This is a genomic window from Pseudoalteromonas sp. S327, from assembly GCF_005886415.1.
In the GTDB taxonomy this organism is placed as follows: domain Bacteria; phylum Pseudomonadota; class Gammaproteobacteria; order Enterobacterales; family Alteromonadaceae; genus Pseudoalteromonas; species Pseudoalteromonas atlantica.
In genome coordinates, this window is record NZ_PNDP01000016.1 from 141,905 (window position 1) to 167,032 (window position 25,128).

Annotated in this window: 25 protein-coding genes and 1 pseudogene; 16 read left to right on the top strand and 10 right to left on the bottom strand. The window is 39.9% G+C overall.

What is annotated here, in order from left to right:
* Nucleotides 1-705, top strand: a complete 705-nt coding sequence (tsaB, locus tag CWB60_RS06700) for a tRNA (adenosine(37)-N6)-threonylcarbamoyltransferase complex dimerization subunit type 1 TsaB (protein WP_138577181.1) — start codon at nt 1-3, stop codon at nt 703-705.
* 68 nt (nt 706-773) lie between these two features.
* Nucleotides 774-1,103 carry a hypothetical protein gene (locus CWB60_RS06705; RefSeq protein ID WP_138577179.1) on the top strand — a complete coding sequence of 110 codons (330 nt, stop codon included), beginning with the start codon at nt 774-776 and terminating at the stop codon, nt 1,101-1,103.
* A 64-nt stretch (nt 1,104-1,167) separates the two neighbouring features.
* Here CWB60_RS06705 and CWB60_RS06710 read toward each other — a convergent pair whose 3' ends face one another.
* Complete coding sequence (locus CWB60_RS06710; protein ID WP_138577177.1) at nt 1,168-2,457, bottom strand: alkaline phosphatase; 1,290 nt, start codon at nt 2,455-2,457, stop codon at nt 1,168-1,170.
* A gap of 580 nt (nt 2,458-3,037) precedes the next feature.
* Between CWB60_RS06710 and CWB60_RS06715 the strand changes: the two genes are divergently transcribed.
* The 3 genes from CWB60_RS06715 (at nt 3,038) to rnd (ending at nt 6,839) form a co-directional block, all read left to right on the top strand.
* Nucleotides 3,038-3,889, top strand: a complete 852-nt coding sequence (locus CWB60_RS06715; RefSeq protein WP_138577175.1) for an alpha/beta hydrolase — start codon at nt 3,038-3,040, stop codon at nt 3,887-3,889.
* A 115-nt stretch (nt 3,890-4,004) separates the two neighbouring features.
* Nucleotides 4,005-5,657, top strand: coding sequence for a long-chain-fatty-acid--CoA ligase FadD (gene fadD / locus CWB60_RS06720; protein WP_138577173.1), 1,653 nt, complete (start codon nt 4,005-4,007; stop codon nt 5,655-5,657).
* A 51-nt stretch (nt 5,658-5,708) separates the two neighbouring features.
* A complete protein-coding gene (gene rnd, locus CWB60_RS06725) occupies nt 5,709-6,839 on the top strand; it encodes a ribonuclease D (protein ID WP_138577171.1) in 1,131 nt (376 codons plus the stop codon).
* Between the two features lie 190 nt (nt 6,840-7,029).
* On the opposite strand, the gene CWB60_RS06735 is transcribed toward rnd, so the two are convergent.
* From CWB60_RS06735 to CWB60_RS20935, 3 genes are all read right to left on the bottom strand, one after another.
* A complete protein-coding gene (locus CWB60_RS06735; RefSeq protein ID WP_138577169.1) occupies nt 7,030-8,715 on the bottom strand; it encodes a pseudouridine synthase in 1,686 nt (561 codons plus the stop codon).
* Nucleotides 8,716-8,785: 70 nt separating this feature from the next.
* Complete coding sequence (locus CWB60_RS06740; RefSeq protein WP_249318349.1) at nt 8,786-9,514, bottom strand: substrate binding domain-containing protein; 729 nt, start codon at nt 9,512-9,514, stop codon at nt 8,786-8,788.
* Between the two features lie 44 nt (nt 9,515-9,558).
* Nucleotides 9,559-9,681: a helix-turn-helix domain-containing protein gene (locus CWB60_RS20935; RefSeq protein ID WP_273606172.1), complete on the bottom strand. Its 123-nt coding sequence runs from the start codon at nt 9,679-9,681 to the stop codon at nt 9,559-9,561.
* 134 nt (nt 9,682-9,815) lie between these two features.
* Here CWB60_RS20935 and CWB60_RS20940 point away from each other — a divergent pair, with 134 nt between their 5' ends.
* From CWB60_RS20940 to CWB60_RS21170, 3 genes and pseudogenes are all read left to right on the top strand, one after another.
* Nucleotides 9,816-10,133: an outer membrane beta-barrel protein gene (locus CWB60_RS20940; protein WP_249318351.1), complete on the top strand. Its 318-nt coding sequence runs from the start codon at nt 9,816-9,818 to the stop codon at nt 10,131-10,133.
* Nucleotides 10,134-10,281: 148 nt separating this feature from the next.
* Nucleotides 10,282-10,401: pseudogene (locus CWB60_RS21165) on the top strand (outer membrane protein); the annotation flags it as partial.
* Nucleotides 10,402-10,404: 3 nt separating this feature from the next.
* On the top strand, nt 10,405-10,539 hold the full coding sequence (locus CWB60_RS21170) for a hypothetical protein (protein WP_417655228.1): 135 nt from the start codon (nt 10,405-10,407) through the stop codon (nt 10,537-10,539).
* 85 nt (nt 10,540-10,624) lie between these two features.
* Here the strand turns inward: CWB60_RS21170 and minE are convergent, their stop codons facing one another.
* The 3 genes from minE to minC are packed head-to-tail and all read right to left on the bottom strand — an operon-like array spanning nt 10,625 to nt 12,412.
* Complete coding sequence (gene minE / locus CWB60_RS06750) at nt 10,625-10,888, bottom strand: cell division topological specificity factor MinE (protein WP_004586362.1); 264 nt, start codon at nt 10,886-10,888, stop codon at nt 10,625-10,627.
* A 1-nt stretch (nt 10,889) separates the two neighbouring features.
* A complete protein-coding gene (gene minD / locus CWB60_RS06755; RefSeq protein WP_024031716.1) occupies nt 10,890-11,699 on the bottom strand; it encodes a septum site-determining protein MinD in 810 nt (269 codons plus the stop codon).
* A 5-nt stretch (nt 11,700-11,704) separates the two neighbouring features.
* The gene (gene minC, locus CWB60_RS06760) at nt 11,705-12,412 is read right to left on the bottom strand and encodes a septum site-determining protein MinC (RefSeq protein WP_004586360.1); all 708 of its coding nucleotides are present in this window, start codon (nt 12,410-12,412) and stop codon (nt 11,705-11,707) included.
* A 155-nt stretch (nt 12,413-12,567) separates the two neighbouring features.
* Here minC and CWB60_RS06765 point away from each other — a divergent pair, with 155 nt between their 5' ends.
* Nucleotides 12,568-12,855, top strand: coding sequence for a YcgL domain-containing protein (locus CWB60_RS06765; protein WP_064387256.1), 288 nt, complete (start codon nt 12,568-12,570; stop codon nt 12,853-12,855).
* Complete coding sequence (locus CWB60_RS06770) at nt 12,848-13,864, top strand: lytic murein transglycosylase (protein WP_004586358.1); 1,017 nt, start codon at nt 12,848-12,850, stop codon at nt 13,862-13,864. The genes CWB60_RS06765 and CWB60_RS06770 overlap by 8 nt, the downstream gene beginning before the upstream one ends.
* A gap of 53 nt (nt 13,865-13,917) precedes the next feature.
* Here CWB60_RS06770 and CWB60_RS06775 read toward each other — a convergent pair whose 3' ends face one another.
* Entirely contained in the window at nt 13,918-14,469 is a 552-nt protein-coding gene (locus tag CWB60_RS06775; RefSeq protein ID WP_004586357.1) for a GbsR/MarR family transcriptional regulator, read from the bottom strand.
* Between the two features lie 204 nt (nt 14,470-14,673).
* Between CWB60_RS06775 and adhP the strand changes: the two genes are divergently transcribed.
* Nucleotides 14,674-15,684 (top strand): alcohol dehydrogenase AdhP, encoded by a 1,011-nt coding sequence (gene adhP, locus CWB60_RS06780; RefSeq protein WP_138577167.1) that lies wholly within the window; start codon nt 14,674-14,676, stop codon nt 15,682-15,684.
* Between the two features lie 68 nt (nt 15,685-15,752).
* On the opposite strand, the gene CWB60_RS06785 is transcribed toward adhP, so the two are convergent.
* On the bottom strand, nt 15,753-18,170 hold the full coding sequence (locus CWB60_RS06785; RefSeq protein WP_138577165.1) for a TonB-dependent receptor: 2,418 nt from the start codon (nt 18,168-18,170) through the stop codon (nt 15,753-15,755).
* Nucleotides 18,171-18,379: 209 nt separating this feature from the next.
* The gene (locus CWB60_RS06790; RefSeq protein WP_138577163.1) at nt 18,380-19,651 is read right to left on the bottom strand and encodes a Xaa-Pro dipeptidase; all 1,272 of its coding nucleotides are present in this window, start codon (nt 19,649-19,651) and stop codon (nt 18,380-18,382) included.
* A 152-nt stretch (nt 19,652-19,803) separates the two neighbouring features.
* On the opposite strand from CWB60_RS06790, the gene CWB60_RS06795 reads away from it, so the two are divergent.
* From CWB60_RS06795 to CWB60_RS06815, 5 genes are all read left to right on the top strand, one after another.
* The gene (locus CWB60_RS06795) at nt 19,804-21,645 is read left to right on the top strand and encodes a DUF885 domain-containing protein (RefSeq protein WP_138577161.1); all 1,842 of its coding nucleotides are present in this window, start codon (nt 19,804-19,806) and stop codon (nt 21,643-21,645) included.
* A 95-nt stretch (nt 21,646-21,740) separates the two neighbouring features.
* Nucleotides 21,741-22,253 carry a YcgN family cysteine cluster protein gene (locus CWB60_RS06800; RefSeq protein WP_024031710.1) on the top strand — a complete coding sequence of 171 codons (513 nt, stop codon included), beginning with the start codon at nt 21,741-21,743 and terminating at the stop codon, nt 22,251-22,253.
* Nucleotides 22,253-22,765 (top strand): RNA methyltransferase, encoded by a 513-nt coding sequence (locus CWB60_RS06805; protein WP_126008849.1) that lies wholly within the window; start codon nt 22,253-22,255, stop codon nt 22,763-22,765. The genes CWB60_RS06800 and CWB60_RS06805 overlap by 1 nt, the downstream gene beginning before the upstream one ends.
* Nucleotides 22,766-22,855: 90 nt before the next feature.
* Nucleotides 22,856-23,743, top strand: coding sequence for a substrate-binding periplasmic protein (locus CWB60_RS06810; RefSeq protein WP_138577159.1), 888 nt, complete (start codon nt 22,856-22,858; stop codon nt 23,741-23,743).
* 84 nt (nt 23,744-23,827) lie between these two features.
* The gene (locus CWB60_RS06815) at nt 23,828-25,081 is read left to right on the top strand and encodes a sugar MFS transporter (protein ID WP_055254170.1); all 1,254 of its coding nucleotides are present in this window, start codon (nt 23,828-23,830) and stop codon (nt 25,079-25,081) included.
* The last annotated feature ends 47 nt before the right edge of the window (nt 25,082-25,128 follow it).

The window sequence follows — 25,128 nt, forward strand, 5'->3', positions numbered from 1 at the left end:
ATGATTAAAAGTAATATTCTTGCCCTAGACGCCTCAACCGAAGCGTTATCTATAGTTTTACACTTTGAGGGGCAAACATTTCATCATTTTGAAGAATGCCCACAGCAACATAGTCAAAAAATACTCCCTTTAGTTGATGAGCTTCTTAATAAAGCACAGTGTAAATTAAAAGACTTAGACGTTATTGGCTTTGGCCAAGGGCCAGGTAGCTTTACCGGTGTACGCATTAGTGTTGCTATTGCACAAGGGTTAGCTTATTCAGCCAATTTACCATTAGTGGGCGTATCAACCTTGGCAATTATGGCCCAGCAAGCGTACGAACAAACGCAGGCACCAGTAGTGTATTCAGCTATAGATGCGCGCATGGGAGAAATTTATTTTGCCCAATACCGAGTAAATAACGCACGCATGGAGTTAGTAAATGAAGAGTGTGTTATAAAACCTGATTTATTAAGCAAAGAGCACATAAGCAGTGAAGAGTTACACGCGATTGCCGTTGGCACGGGATTTAAAAGTTACCCTGATGCACTTAAAAACGTTAGCAATATAACCATAAATACAGTCATTACTTTGCCAGATGCTCGCTATATGCTTAGCCATGTAGACACGGCCTTTTTAAAGGGCGAGGTTGTTAAAGCAAGTGATGCGCAACCTAAATATGTGCGCGATACAGTAACATGGAAAAAACTACCGGGTCGCGAATAAGCACAAGAGTTGCAAATTGGGTGTTTTTAAATCATAATTTTTAATATGTTTATTGTTGGAAGTTATCTATGACTTTGCCAATTGGCGCTGGTTTTTTTACTGGGGATATTCCTGCAAAGGTTACCTCTACAAAAATTATACCCTCTAAACCACAAGGTTTAGCGGATGATAGCGCCACTCAAAAAATAAACACAGATTATGTAAAAACTAGTAAAGCGGGTGTAGAGCTTGCTAATCAATACTTTAGTCAAAGCACTAGTAACGCAAAGTACAGCCAAACTATTTATGACCAACCAAGCCCAACGGTGAGTAAAGCAATTTCAACATATACTGAATTTGCAAATTTAGAGCGTCGCGCCGAAGTACAAGATTTAATAGGCGTCGATATATACGCTTAGCCCCAGTAACAGTAAAAAATAAAAAGCCCGAACACAGGTTCGGGCTTTTTGCGTAAGCTTATGGCTACTGTTTAATAAAGCCAATTAGTTTATCGGCAATATCTGTATTATTTTGAGCACCGTTAAAGTTTTCACTGCCTTTACCGTAGGCAAATACTTGTACATCTACAGCGGTGTGTCCGCCTGTTGTCCAACCAGTAAAGCTGGCGTCACTAATAATACTTTTAATGGCTAAATTAAGCGCTGTTTCGCCCATTTTTTTCGCTTGTTCAAGTTTTACTTTATTAGCCGGTGTATATTCAATACCTGTGTTGGCGCGCCAAATAGGCTCTAGGTCATCAGCAGCGAGTAATTGCTTTGTCAGCTCAACGGCTGTTGCTTTAACGCCTTTAATAACTTCTGTATCCCACTTATATTGTCCGTGCGCACCGAGGGTTAACCCACCAGTTGAATGATCTGCAGTAACCACTAATAAAGTATCAGGGTTTTTATCAATATAGGCTTTTGCTTTTTCAATCGACTGTGCAAAGTCATCCATTTCAGCCATGGCACAGGCTACATCGTTAGCATGTCCACACCAATCAATTTGGCTGCCTTCAATCATTACAAAAAAGCCGTCTTTATTTTGGCCGTCGAGTAAATCAAATGCTTTAGCTGTTAGTTGCGTTAAGTGGTTTGAATTAGCATCAAGCGCAAACGGTAGGCCCATTGGGGCGTATAAGCCAAGTGCCGGTACTTGTGTGATCTGACCAAGGTTTTTTATATCATCGCTATATTGATAACCAGCTGCTTTAAATTCATCAACGAGGTTACGGTCTTCTCTAATAAAATACTGCGTACCGCCCCCTAGCATTAAATCAACAGGGAATTTACCGGCAATTTTGTTATCTATGTATTCATTAGCAATGGCATCGTAATTTCGACGTGATTCGTTATGTGTAGCAAAACTAGCTGGGGTGGCATGGTTAATTTGCGAGGTAGCTACTAATGCCGTTGTCATACCGCGTTCTTTTGCTATTTCTAGCATGGTTTTAACGGGCTTTTTGTCTGTATCGACTGCAATGGCACCATTATAACTTTTGTGGCCGCTACTCAGTGCGGTTGCACCTGCAGCACTGTCGGTAACATAAGTGTGATCGTCAGGGTAAGTACGCGCCATGCCTGTTAAAATAGTATCAAATACGGTTGTTTCAATCTGCTTGGTGGTTGGATCATCTTTAAAATAACGATAAGCGGTTGTATAGGCAGGACCCATCCCGTCACCAATCATATAAATTACATTTTTAGGTGCATCGCTTGCATAAACACTGGTAGATGCACATAAAAGCGCTAATAAGCTAAGTTGGTTTTTCATTTTTATCCCTATGAATGTGCTGTTTAAATAGCACCACAATTGTATATGGTTACGGCGTGTTGAATTTGCAGCATAAATACCAAACATGCGCTGCCCAGAAATTCTTTCTAAGGCGATTAAATTTTTTGCTAGGTTTTTACTCAGCCCACAAGGTTACAAACCTCGTACCAGGATTTAACCGCCCGTAGATTGAACAAGTTTCAATCCACAAAGTTCAATACGCCCTCGTATAATAATGAAATGAAGTAAGAATAAAAAGTAAAGTATATAAACAGGTTTGGCTAATTGTCACTAAAACAATACAGCCATTTTTTTAGCTTATGTTAATTATAGTGTAATGAATATAGTGGTATACATTACCTACCTGAAGAGTATTTAAGCTCTGTTTGTAATTATTTATTGAATTAATGAAACTTAAAATATTTTAAGCTGTTGAAATTAAATACATAATTAAAATTCAAAAGTTAACCTTACAAATAAAGTGGTCTTTATAAATATAAAAAATATAAAAACTTTTGGTATTAGAGGTCTGACAACTAGTATGTTATAAATAATGTCGCACGTTAAAAAGAGGTGTCTGTTGCAGCCATTTGAAATAAAAACAAGAAATATAACATTGCGTGGCTTACAAAAAGGCACTGGCGATGAGCTGGTTATAGCCTTGCATGGGTGGCTAGATAACAGTAATAGTTTTACACCTATGCTAGATAAAGTTAATCCGCAGCATACTTGGTATTGTGTTGACTTTGCTGGGCATGGGCTATCTGATTGGCGTGCACAGGACGCTCATTATTATTTTGTTGATTATATTGACGATGTGTACCAACTTATAAAGAGCTTAGGGGCAAAAAAGGTACATTTAGTCGGCCATTCAATGGGCGCAATGGTGGCTGGTTTATTTGCTAGTTGTTTTAGTGAGTATGTGCATTCAGTTACCTTTATTGAAGGGATTGGCTGTGTTACAACCCCCAGTGATGAAGTATGTGAGCAATTAAAAGGGGCGATACTGAACAGAGAGCGCGCCTTCAACAAAAAAAAGCGCGTTTATAAATCGCAATCAGCGATTATCGAAGCACGTGCAAATACAACAGATTTAAATAACGAACTGATCACCTTATTGATGAGTCGTAATATTAAGCAAAGTGAACTAGGGTATGAGTTAACAACAGACCCTAAGCTTAAAAATCACTCAGGTTTTAGGTTTGATGAAGCGCAATGTATTGGTGCAATAAAACAATTAATTGCACCAAGCCAATTAATTTTAGGTAACCAAGGTTATTCGTTTGTAAAACAAAATTTGGCCAAGTATATTAGCTATTACAACAACTTGAAGGTAATTAATGTAGATGGCGGGCATCATTGCCATATGCAAAGCAGTGGGTTATGTTTTGAGCATATTCAAGCCTTTATGCTGCAAAATGGTGCATGTTAATTGTAAATTAGCGCCAAATGTGGGATTATTCCTGCATTAGAGTATTTGCTCAATTGTTAAAGTGCCTTACTTAGATTAAGGTTAATAAAAATATAATTATAAACAGGGGCTAAGAGTGGAAAAAATCTGGCTTAAGCGCTACCCAGAAGGTATGCCTGAAACAATCGATCCTGAGCATTACAACTCGTTACTCGAAGTGTTCGAAAAAAGTTTTACCGATTACAAAGATTTACCTGCATTTACGAATATGGGTAAAACATTATCGTATGATGAAATAGATACAGCGACACAACGTGTTGCCTCGTATATTCAAAATGATTTAGGTCTTAAAAAAGGCGACAAAGTTGCCGTAATGATGCCTAACTTGTTACAAACGCCTATCGCTATTTTAGGTATTTTACGTGCAGGTTGTGTGGTGGTTAACGTAAACCCACTTTACACAGTACGAGAGCTTGAGCATCAATTAAAAGACTCTGACGCGTCAGCTATTTTTATATTGGCTAATTTTGCAGACACGCTTGAAAAAGCACTTGCAAAAACTGATGTAAAACACATTGTTGTTACCCAAGTGGGCGACATGGTGGGTGGTATTAAAAAGCATATCGTTAATTTTGTGGTTAAATACATAAAAAAAATGGTACCTAGCTACAGCCTACCAAATACAATTAAGTTTTCAGATGTGTTAGCAGGTGACCCTGCAAAGTATACGCGTCCAGAAATGAGCTTATCTGATCTGGCCTTCTTACAATACACAGGTGGTACAACCGGCGTATCTAAAGGGGCGATGTTAAGTCATGGCAACATGGTTGGTAACCTTGAGCAAGTATCGGGCTGTTTAGATAAAGTATTAGACCGTGGTACTGAAGTTGTTGTAACTGCATTACCGCTTTATCATATATTTGCGTTAACGGCTAACTGCTTAACGTTTATGAAATACGGTGGCTTGAATGTATTAATTACAAACCCACGTGACATGCCGGCTTTTGTTAAAGAGCTTAATCAGCATAAATTTACTGCTATTACCGGTGTAAATACCCTGTTTAACGGGTTACTTAATACACCAGGGTTTGCAGAGCTTGATTTTAGTCATTTAAAAATGTCATTAGGTGGCGGTATGGCGGTACAACGTCCTGTAGCTGAAAAATGGCAAAAAGTGACTAATTCTAAATTAATGGAAGGTTACGGTTTAACTGAGTGTGCACCGCTTGTAACTGTAAGCCCGTACGATTTAGAAGCTTATAATGGCTCTATTGGTTTACCTGCTCCTAATACCGAAATTAAGCTAATGCTTGAAAACGGAGAAGAAGCGGCAAAAGGTGAACCCGGTGAGCTATGGGTTAAAGGCCCACAAGTTATGCTAGGTTACTATAACCGCCCAGATGCAACCGCAGAATGTTTGCAAGGTGGCTGGTTTGCTACCGGCGATATTGCCACATACGACGATGAAGGTTTCTTCTATATTGTTGACCGCAAAAAAGACATGATCATTGTATCGGGCTTTAATGTGTTCCCAAATGAGATAGAAGAAGTGGTTGCCATGCACGACGGCGTACTAGAAGTCGCGGCTATTGGTATCCCGCACGATGTAAGTGGCGAACAAGTTAAAGTTTTTGTTGTTAAAAAAGACCCTTCTTTAACTGAAAAAGATATAATAAATCACTGTCGTGATAATTTAACTAATTACAAGGTGCCTAAACTCGTTGAGTTTAAGGATGAGTTACCTAAAACAAATGTAGGTAAAATTCTCAGAAGAGCCCTAAAAGATTAGTAAACTATAAAAAAGCCGGCATTAGCCGGCTTTTTTATTGTAGGAGATTAAGTGCAATACCAATTGATCGAAACACAAAATCAACTCAACACCTTTGTTGAGCAAATAAAAAACAAGCCTATTTTAGCCATAGACACAGAGTTTATGCGCCGCCGTACTTTGTACCCTGAAGTTGCACTTATTCAAGTATATGATGGTGAGCATCTCGCCCTTATAGATCCACTTGCCGAACTCTCGTTATTTGAATTTTGGCAAATATTACAAGATCCATCAGTACTGAAAGTGTTGCATTCACCCTCAGAAGATATTGAAGTATTTCAAAAATATGCAGGCTTTGTACCTGCTCCATTGTTTGATACACAATTTGCTCTTCAGCTTTTAGGCGAAGGCAACTGTATGGGCTTTGCGCTAATGGTAAAAGAGCTATTAGGCATAGAAATAGACAAAAGTGAATCGCGAACTAATTGGCTACAGCGCCCATTAACTAAAAAGCAGCTCGATTATGCAGCCGCTGATACGTTTCATTTACTGCCTTGTTTTGAACTAATAATTGAGCGTATAAATAAAGCTGAGTTATTTGATATTGTAATAAATGAGAGCGAGTTAATTGCAAATAAACGCGCCTTTCAAACCCCAGATGAGCTGCTTTACAAAGATATAAAAAACGCATGGCAACTAAAACCGCACGAGCTCGCGGTATTAAAAGAATTAGCTGTATGGCGTCGTAATAAAGCTATTCGTAAAAATTTAGCGCTTAACTTTGTGCTTAAAGAGCACAACATGACGGAAATTGCTAAACGTGGGCCTTCGAGCTTAAATACGCTAAGACAAATTCCGGGTGTTGAGTCGATGGAAGTAAACCGCTCTGGAGTCGAAATACTAAAGTGTATTGAAAAGGCCAAAGCACTCCCGGTTGATGAGCATCCGCCAGTGCTTAAACGTTTAATTGATTTTCCGGCTTATAAAAAAGTAGCTAAAGATATTAAGCAAAAAATTACGAAAGTGGCAAAAGAGCAGGGTATACCAGAGGATGTAATGGCCTCTAAAAAGCAAATTAATCAGCTTATTAGCTGGAATTGGAAACTCACCGATGAGCAAAAGGTAAATCATATTAAACCTGATTTACTTAATTCTTGGCGCTACAGTTTTGTTAAAGAGGCACTTAAAGAGTGGGATAATTAAACCCACTTTATAAGCTAACAGGCTATGTTATACCAATTCGCAATAATATTTAATCATTTTTAGGGGCTAAACGTGTCGCTATCTGCGTTAAAAAATTCTCATTTAGAACAACTAAATAGCGATTTTTTTGCCTTGCTATCAACACGTTTTTTCATCCTCAAAATAGATCACTTAATTATGCGAATTGGTATTAAAAATCGGGCGCTACGCTGAACGTTAAACGCTTATGTGTAATGGGGTGATCTAGCGCCAAATACTCGGCATGTAAGTGTAACCTGTTGGCTTTTTTACCGTAATGTGTGTCACCAATAATAGGCATATTCAGCCCTAAGTGATGAGCGCAGTGTACCCTTAATTGGTGAGTGCGGCCCGTTTTAGGGTAGAGCTGTAGGCGTGTAATATTGTTTTTACGTTCAAGCACCTGCCATGTAGTAAGTGCGGGTTTGCCGTTTTTATAACAAACAAGCTGGCGTGGCTTATCGTCAAAATCAAGTCGCAATGGCAGCTCTATCTTGCCACTGTCCTTAGGCACAATACCATCAACCAGCGCAATGTAACGTTTATCAATAGTGCGGGCAATAAATTGCTTTTGTAGTGCTTTGTGGGCTCGTTTATTGAGCGCCACCACTAATAAACCTGATGTAGACATATCTAGTCTGTGCACAATTAACGGGCCTGTAGCGTGCGGAAATTGCGTTTGAATACGTAAATACACAGAATCTTCAATATTGACACCTGGTACAGATAAAAACTCGCTGGGCTTGTTTACAATAACAATATCATCATCTTTATAGACAATCGGCAGCGTTTTACCTTCAGCAGGGTTAACGAGTAGCGGGTTATCTTCTATGCTGAGGCCTTTTAACATGTGCGATAAAATAGGTTGGCACTTACTGTAGCAAGAAGGGTAATAGTTTTTATGTTGGCGTATTGCCGATTTAGGTGCGGCCCCCCACCAAAACTCAGCCATAGCCACTGGCTTTAAATTATTAAGATAAGCGTATTGTAATAGCTTGGGTGCAGCGCAATCTCCCGCACCTGATGGCGGAGTATGCTCTGGCAATGCTGCAAATATGGCATTGAGATCTTTAACTTCATGCTCTGCATTTAAAAACTGGTACTGTGCAAACACTTGCTTTTGTAAGTTTTTAGATAAAACTTTACGGCGTTTTTTTAACTGTTTTATTTCGTCGTGTAGAGCATTAAGCGCCTGCTGTTGCTGAGTTATTTTATCATGCCAGTGATCTTTTATGCTTTGATAGTATTTTTTATCTTCTATGCTTTGTTTGGCCAGTTCATTCAAGCTTGCTTGTTGCTCAGGCGTTATTGCTTGGCTGTGCTCAATTACAAGTGCACTGCGCGCCTTTTTACGTGTTTTTCTATTGGCTTGCATTACGCTTTGTTGAGCGTGTAACTGCTGCTCAAACGCGGCTTTATCGGCATTTAATGACGCTGTTAATTTATTCAATGTACTTGCATTTTCTAGGGCATGTATTTGCGAATTTATGTCGTTAATTATTTTACTTTTTTTTAAATAACCCACATCTTCCAGTGCCATTGTAGATACATTAGGCACGCATTTTACATCGGTATTTAAATTTTCAAGCTGGCCTGAATACGCCGCTAAAAAGCCAAGTTGTTGTTGCTGGTTTTGTACAACCAGTACACCAAACATTTTGCCATCATTCGTTGCTGTATTGCTGCTGTCATTTTCGTTATACGGTAAATGCGTTTCAAGTTGCTGCTGCAATTGTGTTGCGGCTAAAACAGATAACGGATGAGGCTGGTAGTAAAACGGAAACGTAAATTTATCTGGAAGCGGTATAGAATCTACAGAGCAATCAAATAAAGTAAAACAAGAAGCGTGATTTAACATAGCAAAGTAATAGCAAGCATAAAGCAAAATAATAGGCCCATAATAACATATTCACTTAAGGGGTACTTGCTTAATCCTCTGCGGTTACTAAACCGCGCTTAGCTAAAAAGCGCACTAATAATAGTGTTAGGTTTTCTCTGCGTGCATTATTTGGCCATACCGCGTAATAACCAAGCGGCTTGAGTTGCCAGTTAGGTAAAATGTGAATGAGCTCTTCTCGTGCTAATTGTTTTTTTACTAGGTTTTCGGGCAATATGCCTAGCCCCAAGTTTTCAGATACAAAGTGACTTATTGCAAGCGCACTATTTACATTTACGCGCGACTTTTCACAAATACACACCACTTCGCCATTTGGAGAGGTAAAATCTACAGTGCTGCCGCGCATACTAAAATGAACCCAATCCCACTGTTTTAAATCGTTTGGGTGCGTAGGGGGTTGATGCTTACTCGCGTACTTACTTGAGGCAACTAAAAAGCGTTTACTCTCTCCAATTTTACGCGCCATGAGTGAGCTGTCTTCTAGCCAGCCAACTCGAATACTTAAATCGAGCCCTTCATCCATTATATTTATTACTTGGTCTGTGTAATTAAGAGACAAGTTCACTTTTGGGTATGTTTGCACAAATTCTGCAATCGCGGCCGAAATTTCGGAGCTTGCTAAAAAGGCGGGCAGCGATATTTTTAAAGACCCTATAGGCTCATCACCCACAGAGTTAATTTCGTTCAAACCTGCCTCTGCGTGTTTTGTTATGTTTTCTACGTGGGCGTAAAATTTTTCACCTTCAGGGGTAAGCGACAATTTACGGGTTGTTCTATGTAATAAAGTGACGCCTAAAAACTGTTCTAAGTCAGAAACACATGGCTAACACGTGAAGGTGCTATGCCAAGCTCCTTAGCTGCAATACGAAATGAGCCGCCAGCAACCACTTTGGCAAAAATAGCCATGTGTCGTAAATAGTTAATCATTGTTCTGAAAGTCGGAATTGTATTGCGCCGTTATTGTATCTATTCGCTTGTAAATCGAAAAGTTATATTAGCTGCGAATTCAACATTAGCTTTACAGCCCAATAATTTGGTTGTTAAAAAAATCAGGAATAACAATGAACACATTACAAAAAACTATAGTTGCCGCAATTGCTTTAGCGTGTACCACACCTACTTTAGCTAGTGCAGAGGGGTTTTATGGAACTGCACATGTTGGCTATAGTTCGCAAGCAAATGACTCTCAAGCCATTGGTAACAATATTGCCGTAGATAGTGATTTTCCATCTGAATTTGATGCCGGTGAGGGTAGTGTAGGCAGTATTGGTTTAGGTTATCAGTTCAATCCTCAATTTAGAGTAGAGGCGCGTATTAGCTATCATGATACTGACTATAGCGATACAAAAGTTGGCGTGGGTGCACGTGAAGGTGAGTAGTATGTATTAAAGGGGGATTTAAAGACCACCACTTATACAATTGAAGGCTTTTACGATTTTGATAACAGCACCGCGTTTACGCCTTATATTAAAGCAGGGTTAGGGGCTTGCCGATAACAGCTATTCTGCAAAATTAGGTGTTGCAGGCATTAGAGCCTTTGACGCGTTCGATGGAAATGTTGATGGCTATTACGATGCGTATGCTGATGACGATTCAACTGAATTTACATGGAATATTGGTGCAGGGGTTAACTATCAAATAACTAAAACTATGTCGTTATACACAGAGTATCAATACATTGAATTTGATGATGTGCAAACGGGACAAGATGCATTTACCGATGGCTTTAAAATTGACAGTGCAGCAAGCCATGAGCTTTTACTTGGTTTACGTGTAAACTTTTAAATTTAAAACACAAAATATTGCACCACATACATGTAGTGAGTGTGTAAAGCAAAAAGCGGCATTTAAAATGCCGCTTTTAGTTGTGCTACTTTTTTTCTTCGTCAGGTAATGTCACGTTGAGCTCAAGTACCGCTAAATCATCTTCGTTTTGATCAAACTGTACCTGCACTGCATCAGTGTTTACATTTACGTACTTACGGATCACATCTAAAATATCTTGTTTTAATTGTGGTAAGTAATCCGGTGTTCCGCGTTGCGAACGCTCGTGCGCGACAATGATCTGCAATCGCTCTTTTGCTAATGACGCGCTATTTTTCTTTTCTGAGCGGAAGTAGTCAAGTAAAGACACATTAACCTCCAAAAATCCGTTTAAATAAGCCTTTTTTCTCAACATCTAAGAATCGAAAATCGACTGTTTCACCGAGTAAGCGATTGATTGCATCAGCGTATGCTTGCCCTGCATCTGAATCACCATCAAGTATTACTGGTTGGCCTGAATTAGACGCACTCAATACCGCTTGCGACTCAGGAATAACACCTAGTAAAGGAATCGACAGAATATCTTTAACATCTTCTACCGATAACATTTCACCTTTTTCAACTCGCTCAGGGTTGTAGCGTGTTAATAATAAGTGTTCTTTAATATTTTCTAGGCCTTCTTCAGCACGTTTCGATTTGCTGTGTAAAATACCTAAAATTCTGTCTGAATCTCGAACCGAAGATACTTCAGGGTTTGTTGTCACAATTGCTTCATCAGCAAAGTACATCGCCATCATTGCGCCGGCTTCAATACCTGCAGGTGAATCACACACAATGTAGTCAAAGTCTTCTTTTAGTTCGTTTAAAACGCGCTCTACGCCTTCACGGGTAAGGGCGTCTTTATCACGTGTTTGTGATGCGGGTAGTAAAAATAATTTTTCAACGCGTTTATCTTTAATAAGCGCTTGATTTAGGTTGGCTTCGCCGTTTATTACGTTTACAAAATCGTATACTACGCGGCGCTCACACCCCATAATTAAATCTAGATTACGTAAGCCAATATCAAAATCGATAATAACTGTTTTATAGCCTTTTAAAGCTAAACCGGTGCCTATTGCAGCACTTGATGTTGTTTTACCAACACCGCCTTTACCAGAGGTAACGACAATTACTTTTGCCATGAGATTTATCCTTTAACCAAAGCTGAAATTTCTAATGATTCGTTTTTTTGTTGTATTTGTACTGCATTGCCCCAGTGCTCACCTTGTAATGAGTCGCTGATCCAGTAATTGCCATCAATTGAAACCAATTCGGCTTCGAGCTTTTGGCAATAAATGCAGGCGTCTTTAATCCCTTTTGCACCTGCAATAGCACGCCCGCGTAAGGTGCCATAAATATGCACATTACCATCGGCTATTACTTCTGCACCATGGCTAACTGCACCAAGTACAATTAAGTCTCTGTCTTTTGCATAAACTTGCTGCCCTGAGCGTACCGTGCCATTAATTACTTGCGCAGGTAGGTACACGTTTTTTTCAACAATAGAGGTATTTGGCGCCTCTTGTTTAACGGGTGCACTTTTAGCATCTTGCGAGTAATTTAGTACAGAAAGGCCAGCGGCTTTAGCTTGCGTGTGTTGCTCATCTGAGCCATTACAAACACCTACAGCATTAAAGCTCATACGCTCAATGAGAGATTTTAAATGTACAAAATCAAGTGAGCTGTTTTTAATTTCTTCTAAATTAACAACAATAGGCGCTCCTTCAAAAAAACGAGGAGCTTGGGCTATTTTTACATACAACTGTTCTGCTAGAAGGGCGATATCAGTGCTATAAAGATGCAATACTGACAACGTGAAAAGGTTCCCTTTTAGCTCAAAAATTTGTTCCGACATACACGCTCAATTGATTTGTCTGATTAGAAATTAATTTTAGATAAACGTAGGCTGAATAAGGCCTTTAATGAAATTTCTAATCTAATTTTTCTAACTTATTATTACTCTCATGTTATAGTGTGCGGCAATGTTAAGCAAGATTAAATAGGGCCATTATGCTCACTGCGGTATATAAAAGTAAGAAAAAAGCGGATACCTTCTTATTTGTTGAAAAAAGAGATGATTTTAGTAAAGTGCCTGAACCTTTACTGGCTATGTTTGGTCAACCTATTTATGTAATGATTATCAATTTAGCAAAGCGTGATCATTTAGGCGGTGCCGACCTTGATACAGTAAAAGCAGCGTTAGCTGACCCAGACAAGGGTTACTATTTGCAAATTCCACCGCCGGAAGAAAATTTACTTAGCCAATTACGAAAAGAAAACGGAGTTGATAGTGATTAAAAAGTTAGCCGTAATTTTATGCTCAGTGTGTTTAAGTGGCTCTGTAGTTGCTAAAACGCAGGCCGAATTTCAAACTTATTTAAGTGACTTAAAACAAGAGGCCATTGCAAAAGGGTACGATAGCAAGTTAATAGACGATGCATTTGCGACTGCCTCATACAAAGAAAAAGTTGTATCGGCTGATAAAAACCAGCCAGAGGTTAAAGAAACCCTCGAAACCTACTTACCAAAACGTGTACCGCAATGGAAAATAGATCGTGCACGTAAACTCTACGCAGAAAATAAAGATGTACTTGAACAAGTTGCAAAAGAGTTTGGCGTACAAGCACGCTTTATAGTGGCATTATGGGGCCTTGAAAGTAACTTTGGCACAATACAAGGTGGCCATAATGTTATTTCATCGCTAGTGACGCTTGCCTTTGATGGTCGTCGTGAAGCACTTTATAAGCGCCAGCTTTGGGCAGCATTAGATATTTTAAAGTCAGGCCATATTACGCTTGATAAATTTAAAGGCTCTTGGGCTGGAGCAATGGGGCAAACTCAGTTTATGCCTACCTCTTTTAACGCCTACGCTGTTGATTACAATAACGACGGCCGTAAAGATATTTGGACCACCAAAGAGGATGCATTTGCATCGATTGCCAATTATTTAAAACAAGAAGGTTGGAATGACTCACTAACTTGGGGTCGCCAGGTAAAATTACCTGAAAATTTTGACAGTAAATACGTGCTAAAACGTGGCACTAAAACACGTAAGCAATGGTTAGAATATTGGAACGACTCAGAGCGCTCGCTTGCAGACTGGCAAGCACTGGGTGTACGCAAAGCTGACGGGTCTGACTTACCTAATGTTGATGTACGCGCTGCACTGGTAATGCCTGATGACATTAATGGGCGTATGTACTTAGCGTATGATAACTACAAAGTGTTTATGCACTGGAACCGCTCATATTACTTTGCCACCAGCGTGGGCTATCTATCAGATAGAATTGGTTATCCAAAAATATAATTTATACGCTGTTGTGAGATAAAAAAAGCCGCTAAGCGGCTTTTTTTATTTGTTTAATCATGTTCTTTTTTAAATATTTTATCTTTTAAATCGATAACCTTGCCAATTCCTGAACCAAGCTTCATTAGCTTATTAAGCTGCTCTGGGCTTAAGCGTTGTAACTCTGAAGACCACTTAGTAACCGTTTCGAGTAGGTTGTGGATTTCGCCCATTTGCTTTTGTGCATAGCGCTCTTCTTCGTTGTTTGCTTCGTCTAAAAGGTTATCACGCAGCAAACTTAGGGTAGGGTCTATTTCACGCTTTTTACGCTCTTCAAATACGCGATTAGCCATATCCCAAATTTCACCCGCTGGGGCGTAATATTCTTTACGATCACCAGGGATATGATGCACTTTAATTAATTGCCATGACTGGAGCTCTTTAATTCCCATGCTTACATTGCCACGCGAGATACTTAGCGCATCGGCAATCTCATTTGCGGTCATGGGCTCTTTGGTGATGATCAGTAAACCGCACATTTGGCCAATCGTACGATTGAAACCCCAACGGCTGCCCATTTCACCACAGTGCATAACAAAGGCTAAGTTTTTTTCAGATAGACTCATAGCTTTTTAAGTTTCAGTAAATTCAGAAAGTAATGCTAGCACGCTGATTTTGGATAGCAAGATTTTAGCTACTTTATAAATCGATTTTAAAGACTAAAGTATGATTTAGATTAATATTTGCACATCTATATTGGGGTATGTTGTACACACAACAATACATAAATAAATCCTTTTTTTATTTTTTTCAATTGCGATGGAATGACTATGAAAGCTGCAATAAATACTCAGTATAAAGGTAAATTACAAATAACAGACCTTCCTAAACCACAGGTGGGTATTAATGATGTGTTAGTTAAAATAGCGGCTTGTGGTGTTTGCCACACCGATTTACACGCATGTCATGGCGACTGGCCTGTAAAACCCAAAATGCCGTTAGTACCCGGGCACGAAGGTGTGGGTATTATTGAAGAAGTCGGCAGTAACATAAAGCATTTATCAGTTGGTGATAGAGTAGGTGTACCATGGCTTTATAGTGCCTGCGGACATTGTGAATTTTGTTTAGAAGGTAAAGAAACCCTCTGTTTATCTCAACATAATACAGGCTACTCAATTGACGGTGGTTATGCAGAGTATTGTTTAGCTCATGGCGATTACGTTATAAAAATTCCTGATGGTTTAGGTTTTGCTGAGGCTGCACCATTATTTTGTGCAGGTGTTACTACGTATAAAGCATTAAAAGTTTCAGGCGCAAAACCGGGCAATTGGGTCGCTATTGTGGGTGTAGGTGGGCTTGGTCATTTAGCCGTGCAATACGCAAAAGCTATGGGCTTTAATGTTATAGCTGTTGATACGGGAGAGTCTAAATTGGCTCTAGCAAAAGAGTTGGGAGCCGATATAACACTTGATTTTAAACATGTTATACCGAGTGAAGCAATATTTGAGCAAGTAGGTGGTGCACACGCGGTTGTGTGTACCGCTGTATCTAAACCAGGTTTTGAACAAGCTTATAAAAGTGTACGCCGTGGTGGTAAGTGTGTATTAGTCGGTTTACCTCCAGAGGATATGCCGCTACCTATTTTTGATACCGTACTTAATGGCGTCTCGGTAGTCGGTTCCATTGTTGGTACACGTAAGGATTTACAAGAATGTTTAGAGTTTGCAGCTCAAGGTAAAATAAAAGCCATTATTGAAGAAAAACGGTTAGAGGATATTAACGAAATTTTTGATGATATGCTTAAAGGTGAAATTAACGGCCGAATTGTTGTTACTATTTAATTAAATAGCTACAGCAAAAAAGCACGGTTTGGAAAAAACAAAACCGTGCTTTTTAAACATCTAAACTATTAAAGTGTGTAGCTAAAACTTAGTTTTGCATTACGCTCTTCGCCTGGCATACCACCTAAAAACATGGCTTTAGAGTAGTACTTTTTATTAAATAAATTGTTTAAATTAAGCTGCATGTGCCACTTATCAGTGGTGTACGAAACTGCTGCGTCGTACACCGTGTAGCTTGGTACATAGCCATCAGGAATACTAAACGAGCTAGAGTTTGTGCTTCTGTTATCTACAAAAGTAATACCGCCACTTATGTTAACAGCCTCAGGTAGGTTAAACATATCGGCGTAGTAGGTAACCCACGTACTTGCCGTTACATACGGTACGCCTTTTTGGCGCGTATCGTAACTGCTGCTATTTGGATTAGATTTATCGCGGGCATCTTGGTATACGCCGTTTACATTTACTTTCCATTGCTCGTTTAAGTGCGCATTTAAATCGAGTTCAACGCCTTTGGTTTGCTCTTCACCATCGTAGTAGCTCTCTACTACATCAGGTCCAGACACACCGGCTTCATACAGTGGGTTTGTGTATTCAAGGTTTGTACGCGCGCTTTCAAATACCACCAGTGATGCTAAAAGCTGATCATCAAATGCTTTAAATCTAAAGCCTAAATCGTTACTGATAGACTCAGAGTCTTCACGGTCGGCCTCTGTACCTGCTACTGAGCCTAATACACTGTAGGCAGTACGGCCTTTAGCGTGGTTAATAAACACGGAAAAGTTTTCAGTAGGCTGATACGTTGCGCCTAAGTTATAAGTTAAGCCACTGTCTGATGTGTTTGCTTCAGGCGTTGGCTCAGCGCGGCTTGAGCTATAACGCTCATCTACACCATAGTGCTCATATGTTTGCTTAATGCGATTATAAGCAACACCAACTCGAGTTGTAAGCTGCTCAGTAATATAGCCTACGTGCTGAATACCTAAGCCCCACGCTTGTACTTTTTTATTGTAGTCACTGGTTTTTAGCGGGTCGTAGTCATCAAAACTACCTGTTGGCCAATTTGGCGAGCGCATATCATAAATATATGGCAGCGTGCCTTGGTAAAGTACATTTCCTTCGCTGTCGTAAATAACTTTGTCTGCATCGTAAATAGAGTACTGTTTAAAGCGAATGTCTCTGTCTTCGTAGTTTGCATTAATCAGTAATTCGTTATCCACGTCGCCTAACATAAAGTCATAGCGTAAATCTAAGAAATACTGCCATGACTTTTCATCAGCTTCGACTTGGCGGTATTCTTGGCGTCGCGCTGCAAACGGGTAAAGCACACCGTCTTCAACTAACGGGGCACGCGGGTCGTTATTTATAATGCCATCGCGTGTTGAATACACGTAATTAAACGCGCCAGTTTGACGAGCAAAGCTTGATGTGTAGTTACGGTACTGTAACTGCTGATTTAAAAATAAATCATCTGTAATAAAGTAATTATGGGTTAGCTTAAAGCGAAGCTCTTCACCTTCATTATCATCCGCCATAGGAGAGATAATACCGTTAGTACCAAAATCGTACGGGGTAAGGCCATCGGTTGATGAAAGCGAATCTGCCAATTGTGTTTGTTGAGCCGCAGTTAATTGAACACCATTACCAGATGGGTCATTTACTAAATCTGCGCCAGTTACTTCACCTGCAGTTAAACCATTGGCGGTTTCTGCATTATAAATTCGAATAGGGTGGCCAATAGAATCTACTGCAATTGAGTCTTTAATATAGGCAGCAGAGAGCATGATATCTTGCTTGTCACTTAGTATGTATTTAAGCGAGGTATAAATTTCGTCGCGGTCTTCTTTTAAATCACGAAAGCCATCGCTTGAGGCCGTTTTAGCCATTACGCGATACGCTAGGTCATCGGTAATCGCATTGGTGCTATCAAAGGCAAGTGAATAACTATCCCACTGGCCAAGTTCGGCAGATATTTTATGTTTTTCTTCAAACTCTGGCTTTTTTTCAATCAGATTTATAACACCACCAGCACTGCCTATACCATATAAACCGGTAGCAGGGCCTTTAAGTACTTCTACCGACTCAACATTAGTGAGTGAACGAGTTGGGTTAAATGTATTACCTAAGCCTGCACCGCCATACATACCATCGTAAGTGTAATTAGCATCAAGACCACGAATGACTAAATTGTCGCCTATACCGTAGTTATTACCGGCTTGAGTTAAACCACTTACATTACGTACAAGCTCTTGTAGGCTATCTACACCTTGTGACTCTATAAGTTCACGGTCAATAATAACAACCGGAGCCGGTGTTTCCATTAACGACATGTCTGATTTAGTTGCAAGGCCTGAGCTCATTACAACTTGGTTTTGCTTTTCGTAAACGCTGATGCGCTCAATGTCTTTTTCAGCCGTTGTTGCAGCAACCGCTAATGATGCGTTTAAACACGCAAGTGTAACAAGAGAGTATTTGAACTTTTTCATATTGATAATTATTCGCATTCCATAAAGTGTGCGAATAGTAATAGTTATTATTCGTTAAGTGAATAAAAAATTCTAAAAAAGTGAAATTAATTGCGTGGTCGGTGGTTTATTGCTCTAAAAAGTAAATTTAAGGTTAAATTGTTGCGGTAAATAAAAAGCATGAAAGTGTAAGCTTTCATGCTTTTGTAAAATAATACATTAATTAGTGACTATTTTTTATAAACAACGCCTGCTTTCATAACAAAAGGAATGCGCTCAAGCACAGAGATATTTTTAAGTGGATTACCTTTTACGGCAATAATGTCGGCTGCAAACCCTGATTTTAGCTGACCCAGTTTATTATCCATTTTTAATAGCTTTGCACTGTTAATGGTGGCAGCCTGTATTGCTTGTAGTTCGCTCATGCCAAATTTAACCATACGGCTAAATTGTTTGGCGTTATCGCCATGAGGGTAAATAGCAGCATCGGTACCAAATACCATATTTACACCTGCTTTTACTGCGCGGTTAAAGCTGTCGCGTTGCTTTTTAGACACTTGACGTTCTTTATTGAGGTTTTCTTCATCTACCCCATTTTGCTCACCAAAGCTCAGTGTGTATTCTGTATTATAAATGTCCATTGATAACCACGTGCCATGTTTTTTAGCAAGTGCGATGGCTTCATCATCTAAAAAGCTGGCATGTTCAATACTATCTACGCCGGCTTTTATAGCTGTTTTAATACCACTTGTGCCATGTGCGTGAGCGGCTACAGGTAAATCACGCATGTGGGCTTCATCTACAATTGCTTTCATTTCTTCAAATGAATACTGCTGTACACCCACTTTTGTCCCTTTAGAAAAAACGCCCCCCGTGGCGCAAAACTTAATGGCATTAGCGCCATACTTTATGTTTTCTCGTACTTTTACACGTGCAGCCCATGGGCCATCGGCTACCCCTGTTGAAGTGTATTTTAGCTCTGGTGGTAAACGGTTATTATCGCAATGTCCGCCTGTGATCCCAAGCGAAGGGCCAGCTGCCCAAATACGCGGGCCTACAATATCTCCGGCGTTAATACCATCACGCACTGCAATCACGCTATAGCCCTCGGCCCCTACATTTCTGAGGGTAGTAAAACCAGCAAGCAATGTTTTTTTAGCAAAGTGCGCGGCTTTAATGGCCATGCGCGGTACCGACTGACTTAAACGCTCACTTCGAGATACCGTAGGGTCGCTGGTCAAATGTACATGCATATCCATAAGGCCCGGCATTAAAGTGAGCTCGGGTAAATCAATATGCTGATCATTTTTGCTCATGCTCGGCTTTTTGTTTTGTGCAACATCAGTGATCACCCCATTATCAATGGTGATCAGCGGCGATTGAATAACCTCGCCTGTGTGTACATCTACCATGGCTTTAGCAGATATATAAGTAAGGGCTTGCGCGTTAAAGCTTCCTAAACACATAAGTGCAACGGAGGCGCTGAGTAGCTTTTTTTTCATTGTTTTTTCTTCTGGTGGCGGTTTAATTAATTGAAATGTAACAACCTAATATAAAAGTGTAAATATAATAGGTTAATCGCCACTTATCGTAATTTCTTTATTAACGCAGGTTAAATGCGCATAATCGGCTGACGATACTAAAAAGGATTACCATGAAATCAATTAAATTAGCCTTAGTTGCCAGTGGCGTTATGTTTGCTTTAAGTGGCTGTATGAACACACAAACCAGTAATAACACTGGCAATAGTGCACAGCTAAACACGTCAAACGCACCTGCAGCTATTGTTTCAGAGCTCTCTTATGAGCAGCAATTAGATGTACTTGTAGCACAGTACTACAACGAGTTACTCAGCTTTAAACCTATAAATGCAACTTATAGTGGTCGCAGTGAATTTAATGATAAGTTTACCCCCGCTATTACCCAAAAGAATAGGGCAAAAAAAGCCGCGTTTTACAAAAAGTATCAACAACGTTTAACACTTATTGATAAGTCGCAGTTAACAGGGCAAGCGTTACTCAGCTATGAAATATTACAAAGAGACCTAGCACTTAATTTAGAGGGAATGCAATTTCCAAGCTATATGCTGCCTATTAACCAAATGGCGGGAGCGCATAATACCTTTGCAGGTTTTGGCTCGGGACAAAGTGCGCAGCCATTTAACACCGTAGAAGATTACAATAATTTTATAAAACGAAGCAAAGGCTTTATTACGTGGCTCAGCAGTGTAGAGCGCGCGATGGCGAAGGGGATTAAAGCGGGCATTACCTTACCAAAACCATTAGCTAAAAAGCTTCAGCCACAATTTGCTGCGCATGTGGTTAAAAATGCAGAGGATTCGTTATTTTGGGGGCCAATTAAAAACTTACCAGCCTCATTTACCGCACAGCAAAAGCAGCAAATAACGGCGCAATATAAAGCACTTATTATGCAGCAATTAGTGCCTGCATATAAAAGTATGAGCGACTTTTTAGCCAATCAATACATTCCTCAAAGCCGAGAAACGGTAGGTTATAGTGACTTGCCTAATGGTAAAGCTTGGTATGAATATCAAATTAAAAAAAATACCACGTTGAGCCTTTCTGCAGATGAAATACATGAGATTGGTTTAAGTGAAGTTTCGCGTATTTTAAGTCAGATGAAAAAAGTAAAACACGAGGTAGGTTTTAACGGCACTTTGGTTGAATTTTTTCAGCACTTACGTGATTCGGACCAATTTTATTACGATACGCCAGAGGCATTAATTGCTGCGTATGAAGATATAAAACAAAAAATAGATGCGCGCGTCCCTTTACTGTTCGATGTTGCGCCTAAAGCCCCTTATGTTGTAAAAGCGGTTGAACCTTATCGAGCCCAATCTGCAGCGGGTGCATCTTATGCAGCGCCGGCACCCGATGGCTCTCGACCAGGTATTTTTTACATCAATACTTATAATTTAAAAGCGCAGCCAAAATTTTTATTAGAAACGCTCTCTATTCACGAAGCCGCACCAGGCCATCACTTTCAAATTGCTTTACAGCAAGAAATAGATGGCCTTCCAGATTTTAGAAAATTTGGCGGCTACACGGTATTTGCCGAGGGCTGGGCGTTGTACGCAGAAAGCCTAGGAAAAGAGCTGGGCTTATTTACCGACCCTTATATGTGGTACGGGCGTTTGGCCGATGAGCAACTTAGAGCAATGCGCTTAGTGCTTGATACAGGCTTTCATGCAAAAGGCTGGACTCGACAGCAAGGTATTGATTACATGCTGGCAAATTCGTCAATGGCTAAAAGCGATGTGATAGCGGAAGTTGAGCGTTATATTGCATGGCCTGGCCAAGCACTGTCGTACAAATTGGGGCAATTTAAAATTCAACAATTACGTGACTACTCTAAAAAAGAGTTAGGTGATAAGTTTGATATTAAAGCGTTTCATACGCAAATATTGATTGATGGCGCCTTGCCTATGCCTATTTTAGAGGAAAAAATTAAACGTTGGGTTGCTGCCAGTAAATAGCAAAACTCACAAAGCCCGTACAAATAAAGGCACGGGCTTTGCGCACGCTGTAGCAATACGTTAGAATGCGCGCTCTTTAGGGGTGCGAGTAAATTATGTTTGATCAAGAGTTAGCAAATACACAGTTTTGGCTTAAAAAAAGCTTAGCCGATATGAACCAAAACGAATGGGAAGCGATTTGTGATGGTTGCGGAAAATGCTGTTTAAATACCTTTATTGACAGTGAAGATGAAGACGAATTTACCGCCACCGATCAACTACGTGAAGGCGAAGAGCTTATTTTCACCAACATTGTTTGCCAATACCTTGATAACAATACCTGTGGTTGTAGCGAATACGAAAACCGCCAAACGCTTGTCCCTTCTTGCGTTAAACTGACCAAAGCCAACCTTAAAGATATCTTTTTTATGCCGCAAAGCTGTAGTTATCGCCGTCTTCACGAGGGGCGAGGTTTAGCCTCTTGGCATCCGCTATTAAATCAGGGTGACAAAACCCAAATGCATGCACTTGGTATTTCTGTTAAAGATAAAACCGTAAAAGACTGTGACGTAAAGCTCGATGACTTTGATTTATACATTGCTGAGTGGCCAACAAAGGATTGCGACTGATGAGCGAGTTTAAGGCTGTAATAGGTTTAATTAATCCTAAAAGCCCGACAAATGTTGGCGGCGTTTTACGTGCCGCGGGTTGTTATGACGCTAAACAAGTATTCTTTACCGGTAGTCGCTACTTAAATGCTAAAAAGTTTCATACCGATACTAAAAATGTTGTTGAGCGTATTGCACTTACCGGCACTGATAACCTACTCAGTGTAAAACCTGAAGGCGCAAAGGTTGTGGTTATTGAGCTGATTGAAGGCGCCACGGCGTTACCTGATTTTAAACACCCTGAAAACGCATTTTATGTATTTGGGCCAGAAGACGGCTCAGTACCAAAAGAGGTTTTAAAATGGTGCGATGAAGTGGTTTACGTACCTACAATTGGTTGTATGAACCTTGCGGCCACCTGCAATGTGGTACTTTACGACCGTTTAGCCAAACTTGGTGGGGTAGAGAGCAGCGACTCAACTATTATTAATTCTCGCGATACCAATAATAAAATGAAGTGGGTAAAAGCTTAAGTACCCACAGCTGTAATTTTAATTAAAATTTCTTTTACTTTATGTACTAAGTTCTACACTTTAGGAACATATTGTAAATGAAATTTAATTATGCGTTTATTTTTAATCCTCATACTCTTTTCATCTTATTGTTTTGCTGAGGTTCCTGTGACCTACATGCAAGATGATACTCGTCACACTGTAATAGGTGAGCGCTATAAATCGGGTTACCTATTTAGCGCGCCAAACAGCAATCAAACAATTCATGTGGTTACATTAGACTGGCCGCCTTACATAGGTAATAAGCTGTGTAACAAAGGCTGGGTATATCAATTTAGTACGGCGATTCTACATAGCGCTGGTTATAGTGCTTATATAGAGTTTGTTCCTTGGGCGAGAGCTGTTCGTTCTGTGGAGCTCGGTAAAGCCGATGTGTTAATGCCAGAGTATTATATTGAAGATACAGCGCCATCTGATTACATAGAAGGTAAAACACGCCGTAAGCTTTTAGGGCTTTCTAATTCGTTTGAAGGCGGTAACATAGGTTTTTTAAAACGCAAAGGCGAGCCCGACAGGTTTAATGGCAATTTAAAGTCGCTTAAAGGCTCGCGTATTGGTGTTGTAAGAGGGTATCAAAATACCCCTGAGTTTGATGCCATGATGGATAACAACGAATTTATCATCATTAATGCCGTTGATGATTTACAGCTGGTAAAGTTACTTGCGGCAAAGCGTGTAGATTTAATTATAGGCGACCCCGCTGTGTTACTTTACTCGGTAAAATATGCAGCTTTACCCGATAGCGAAAAACAGACCCTACTTAGTGCTATCGAACCAGAAAGCAAGGCAATTCAATATAACCCTTTATATTTTGCGATTAGTAAAAAAACACCAAACTGGCTCACTGTATTAGAAGATATTAATACTGCTTTATATAAATTTAAAAATAGCGGCGAAACCCAAAGGATGAAACAGGCCTTATTAAATGAATGTGATTAATTGTAACGTTCCAATTATTTTGTACTTATATTATGTCGCAAACGTGTAAAATCATTTTCAACTTGTTAATGGAGTGAAAATGACGTGAGTGAAATAAATACCAATCAATCATTTGCGGTCAAAGAGCAACAAAATAAAAATTACCTGTTACCGCTGACTGCAATGACCACACTGTTTTTTTTATGGGGTTTTATTACCGTTTTAAACGACGTACTAATCCCTCGTCTAAAAGGCGTTTTTGACCTAACTTACTTTGAAGCAATGCTCGTACAGTTTTGCTTTTTTGGCGCCTATTTTATTGTCTCTATTCCAGCTGGAATTTTGGTTAAACAATTAGGTTATAAAAAAGGCATACTAACCGGCCTAGTGGTTGCCTCAATTGGCTGTATGTTGTTCTACCCTGCGGTGGTGGTGCATGAATACTGGTTGTTTTTAGGTGCTTTATTTGTACTGGCTGCTGGTGTAACTGTTTTGCAGGTTTCTGCGAACCCGTATGTAGCTGCTTTAGGGCCAGAAAAAACCGCCTCATCTAGGCTAAATTTAGCGCAAGCACTTAATGCCTTAGGGACAACAGTAGGCCCGTATGTTGGAGGTATCCTGTTTTTTGGTACCGCAGGTACATTAGCGGCAAGTGCTGCTACTGCTGAATCTGTAAAAGTACCTTATTTAATGTTAGCAGCGGCCTTACTTATTATTGCTATCGTATTTGCCTTTATTAAGCTTCCTGAAATAGAGGGCCATAAAGAAGAAAATAACCCGGTTAATGAAACTCGCTCACTAACACAGGCACCTCATTTAACAATGGGCGTATTTGCTATATTTTGTTATGTCGGTGGTGAAGTGGCTATTGGTAGTTTTTTAGTTAACTTTTTTGGCGAAGCACATATAGCTGGGCTTGAAGAGCACGCTGCTGCTGCACTGATCAGCTACTATTGGGGCGGAGCAATGGTTGGCCGCTTTATTGGCTCTGCTGCACTACAAAAAATAGCGCCATCTAAAGCATTGGCATTTAATGCCTGCATGGTAATTGCCTTATTACTTGTGACTATATTTACGCAAGGCAATGTAGCCCTGTACGCGGTACTGGCCATTGGTTTATTTAACTCAATTATGTTCCCGACTATATTTTCTGTAGCGATAGAGCGCTTAGGCTCATTAACCAGTAAAGGCTCTGGTTGGTTGTGTTTGGCAATAGTAGGGGGTGCCTTGGTGCCTTTATTACAAGGTTACATTGCTGATGTTGTTAATATTCAGCAAAGCTTTTTTGTTCCGCTAGTGTGTTATGTATTTATTGCTTGGTATGGCTTAAACGTGGTTCGTTTAGCTAAAAAGTGGTAAATACTCCCCGATGAAAGAGCGACTGAATACGTATTCAGTCGCTTTTT

What these genes read in the sequence shown, in the direction of transcription:
- minC (WP_004586360.1), bottom strand. Translation starts at nt 12,412, where the DNA reads ATGTCGGAACAAATTTTTGAGCTAAAAGGGAACCTTTTCACGTTGTCA.
- CWB60_RS06800 (WP_024031710.1), top strand. Translation starts at nt 21,741, where the DNA reads ATGTTTGATCAAGAGTTAGCAAATACACAGTTTTGGCTTAAAAAAAGC.
- tsaB (WP_138577181.1), top strand. Translation starts at nt 1, where the DNA reads ATGATTAAAAGTAATATTCTTGCCCTAGACGCCTCAACCGAAGCGTTA.
- CWB60_RS06795 (WP_138577161.1), top strand. Translation starts at nt 19,804, where the DNA reads ATGAAATCAATTAAATTAGCCTTAGTTGCCAGTGGCGTTATGTTTGCT.
- CWB60_RS20935 (WP_273606172.1), bottom strand. Translation starts at nt 9,681, where the DNA reads ATGATTAACTATTTACGACACATGGCTATTTTTGCCAAAGTGGTTGCT.
- CWB60_RS06735 (WP_138577169.1), bottom strand. Translation starts at nt 8,715, where the DNA reads ATGTTAAATCACGCTTCTTGTTTTACTTTATTTGATTGCTCTGTAGAT.
- CWB60_RS21170 (WP_417655228.1), top strand. Translation starts at nt 10,405, where the DNA reads ATGTCGTTATACACAGAGTATCAATACATTGAATTTGATGATGTGCAA.
- CWB60_RS20940 (WP_249318351.1), top strand. Translation starts at nt 9,816, where the DNA reads ATGAACACATTACAAAAAACTATAGTTGCCGCAATTGCTTTAGCGTGT.
- minD (WP_024031716.1), bottom strand. Translation starts at nt 11,699, where the DNA reads ATGGCAAAAGTAATTGTCGTTACCTCTGGTAAAGGCGGTGTTGGTAAA.
- CWB60_RS06790 (WP_138577163.1), bottom strand. Translation starts at nt 19,651, where the DNA reads ATGAAAAAAAAGCTACTCAGCGCCTCCGTTGCACTTATGTGTTTAGGA.
- CWB60_RS06810 (WP_138577159.1), top strand. Translation starts at nt 22,856, where the DNA reads ATGCGTTTATTTTTAATCCTCATACTCTTTTCATCTTATTGTTTTGCT.
- CWB60_RS06805 (WP_126008849.1), top strand. Translation starts at nt 22,253, where the DNA reads ATGAGCGAGTTTAAGGCTGTAATAGGTTTAATTAATCCTAAAAGCCCG.
- CWB60_RS06785 (WP_138577165.1), bottom strand. Translation starts at nt 18,170, where the DNA reads ATGAAAAAGTTCAAATACTCTCTTGTTACACTTGCGTGTTTAAACGCA.
- CWB60_RS06710 (WP_138577177.1), bottom strand. Translation starts at nt 2,457, where the DNA reads ATGAAAAACCAACTTAGCTTATTAGCGCTTTTATGTGCATCTACCAGT.
- adhP (WP_138577167.1), top strand. Translation starts at nt 14,674, where the DNA reads ATGAAAGCTGCAATAAATACTCAGTATAAAGGTAAATTACAAATAACA.
- CWB60_RS06705 (WP_138577179.1), top strand. Translation starts at nt 774, where the DNA reads ATGACTTTGCCAATTGGCGCTGGTTTTTTTACTGGGGATATTCCTGCA.
- CWB60_RS06765 (WP_064387256.1), top strand. Translation starts at nt 12,568, where the DNA reads ATGCTCACTGCGGTATATAAAAGTAAGAAAAAAGCGGATACCTTCTTA.
- CWB60_RS06775 (WP_004586357.1), bottom strand. Translation starts at nt 14,469, where the DNA reads ATGAGTCTATCTGAAAAAAACTTAGCCTTTGTTATGCACTGTGGTGAA.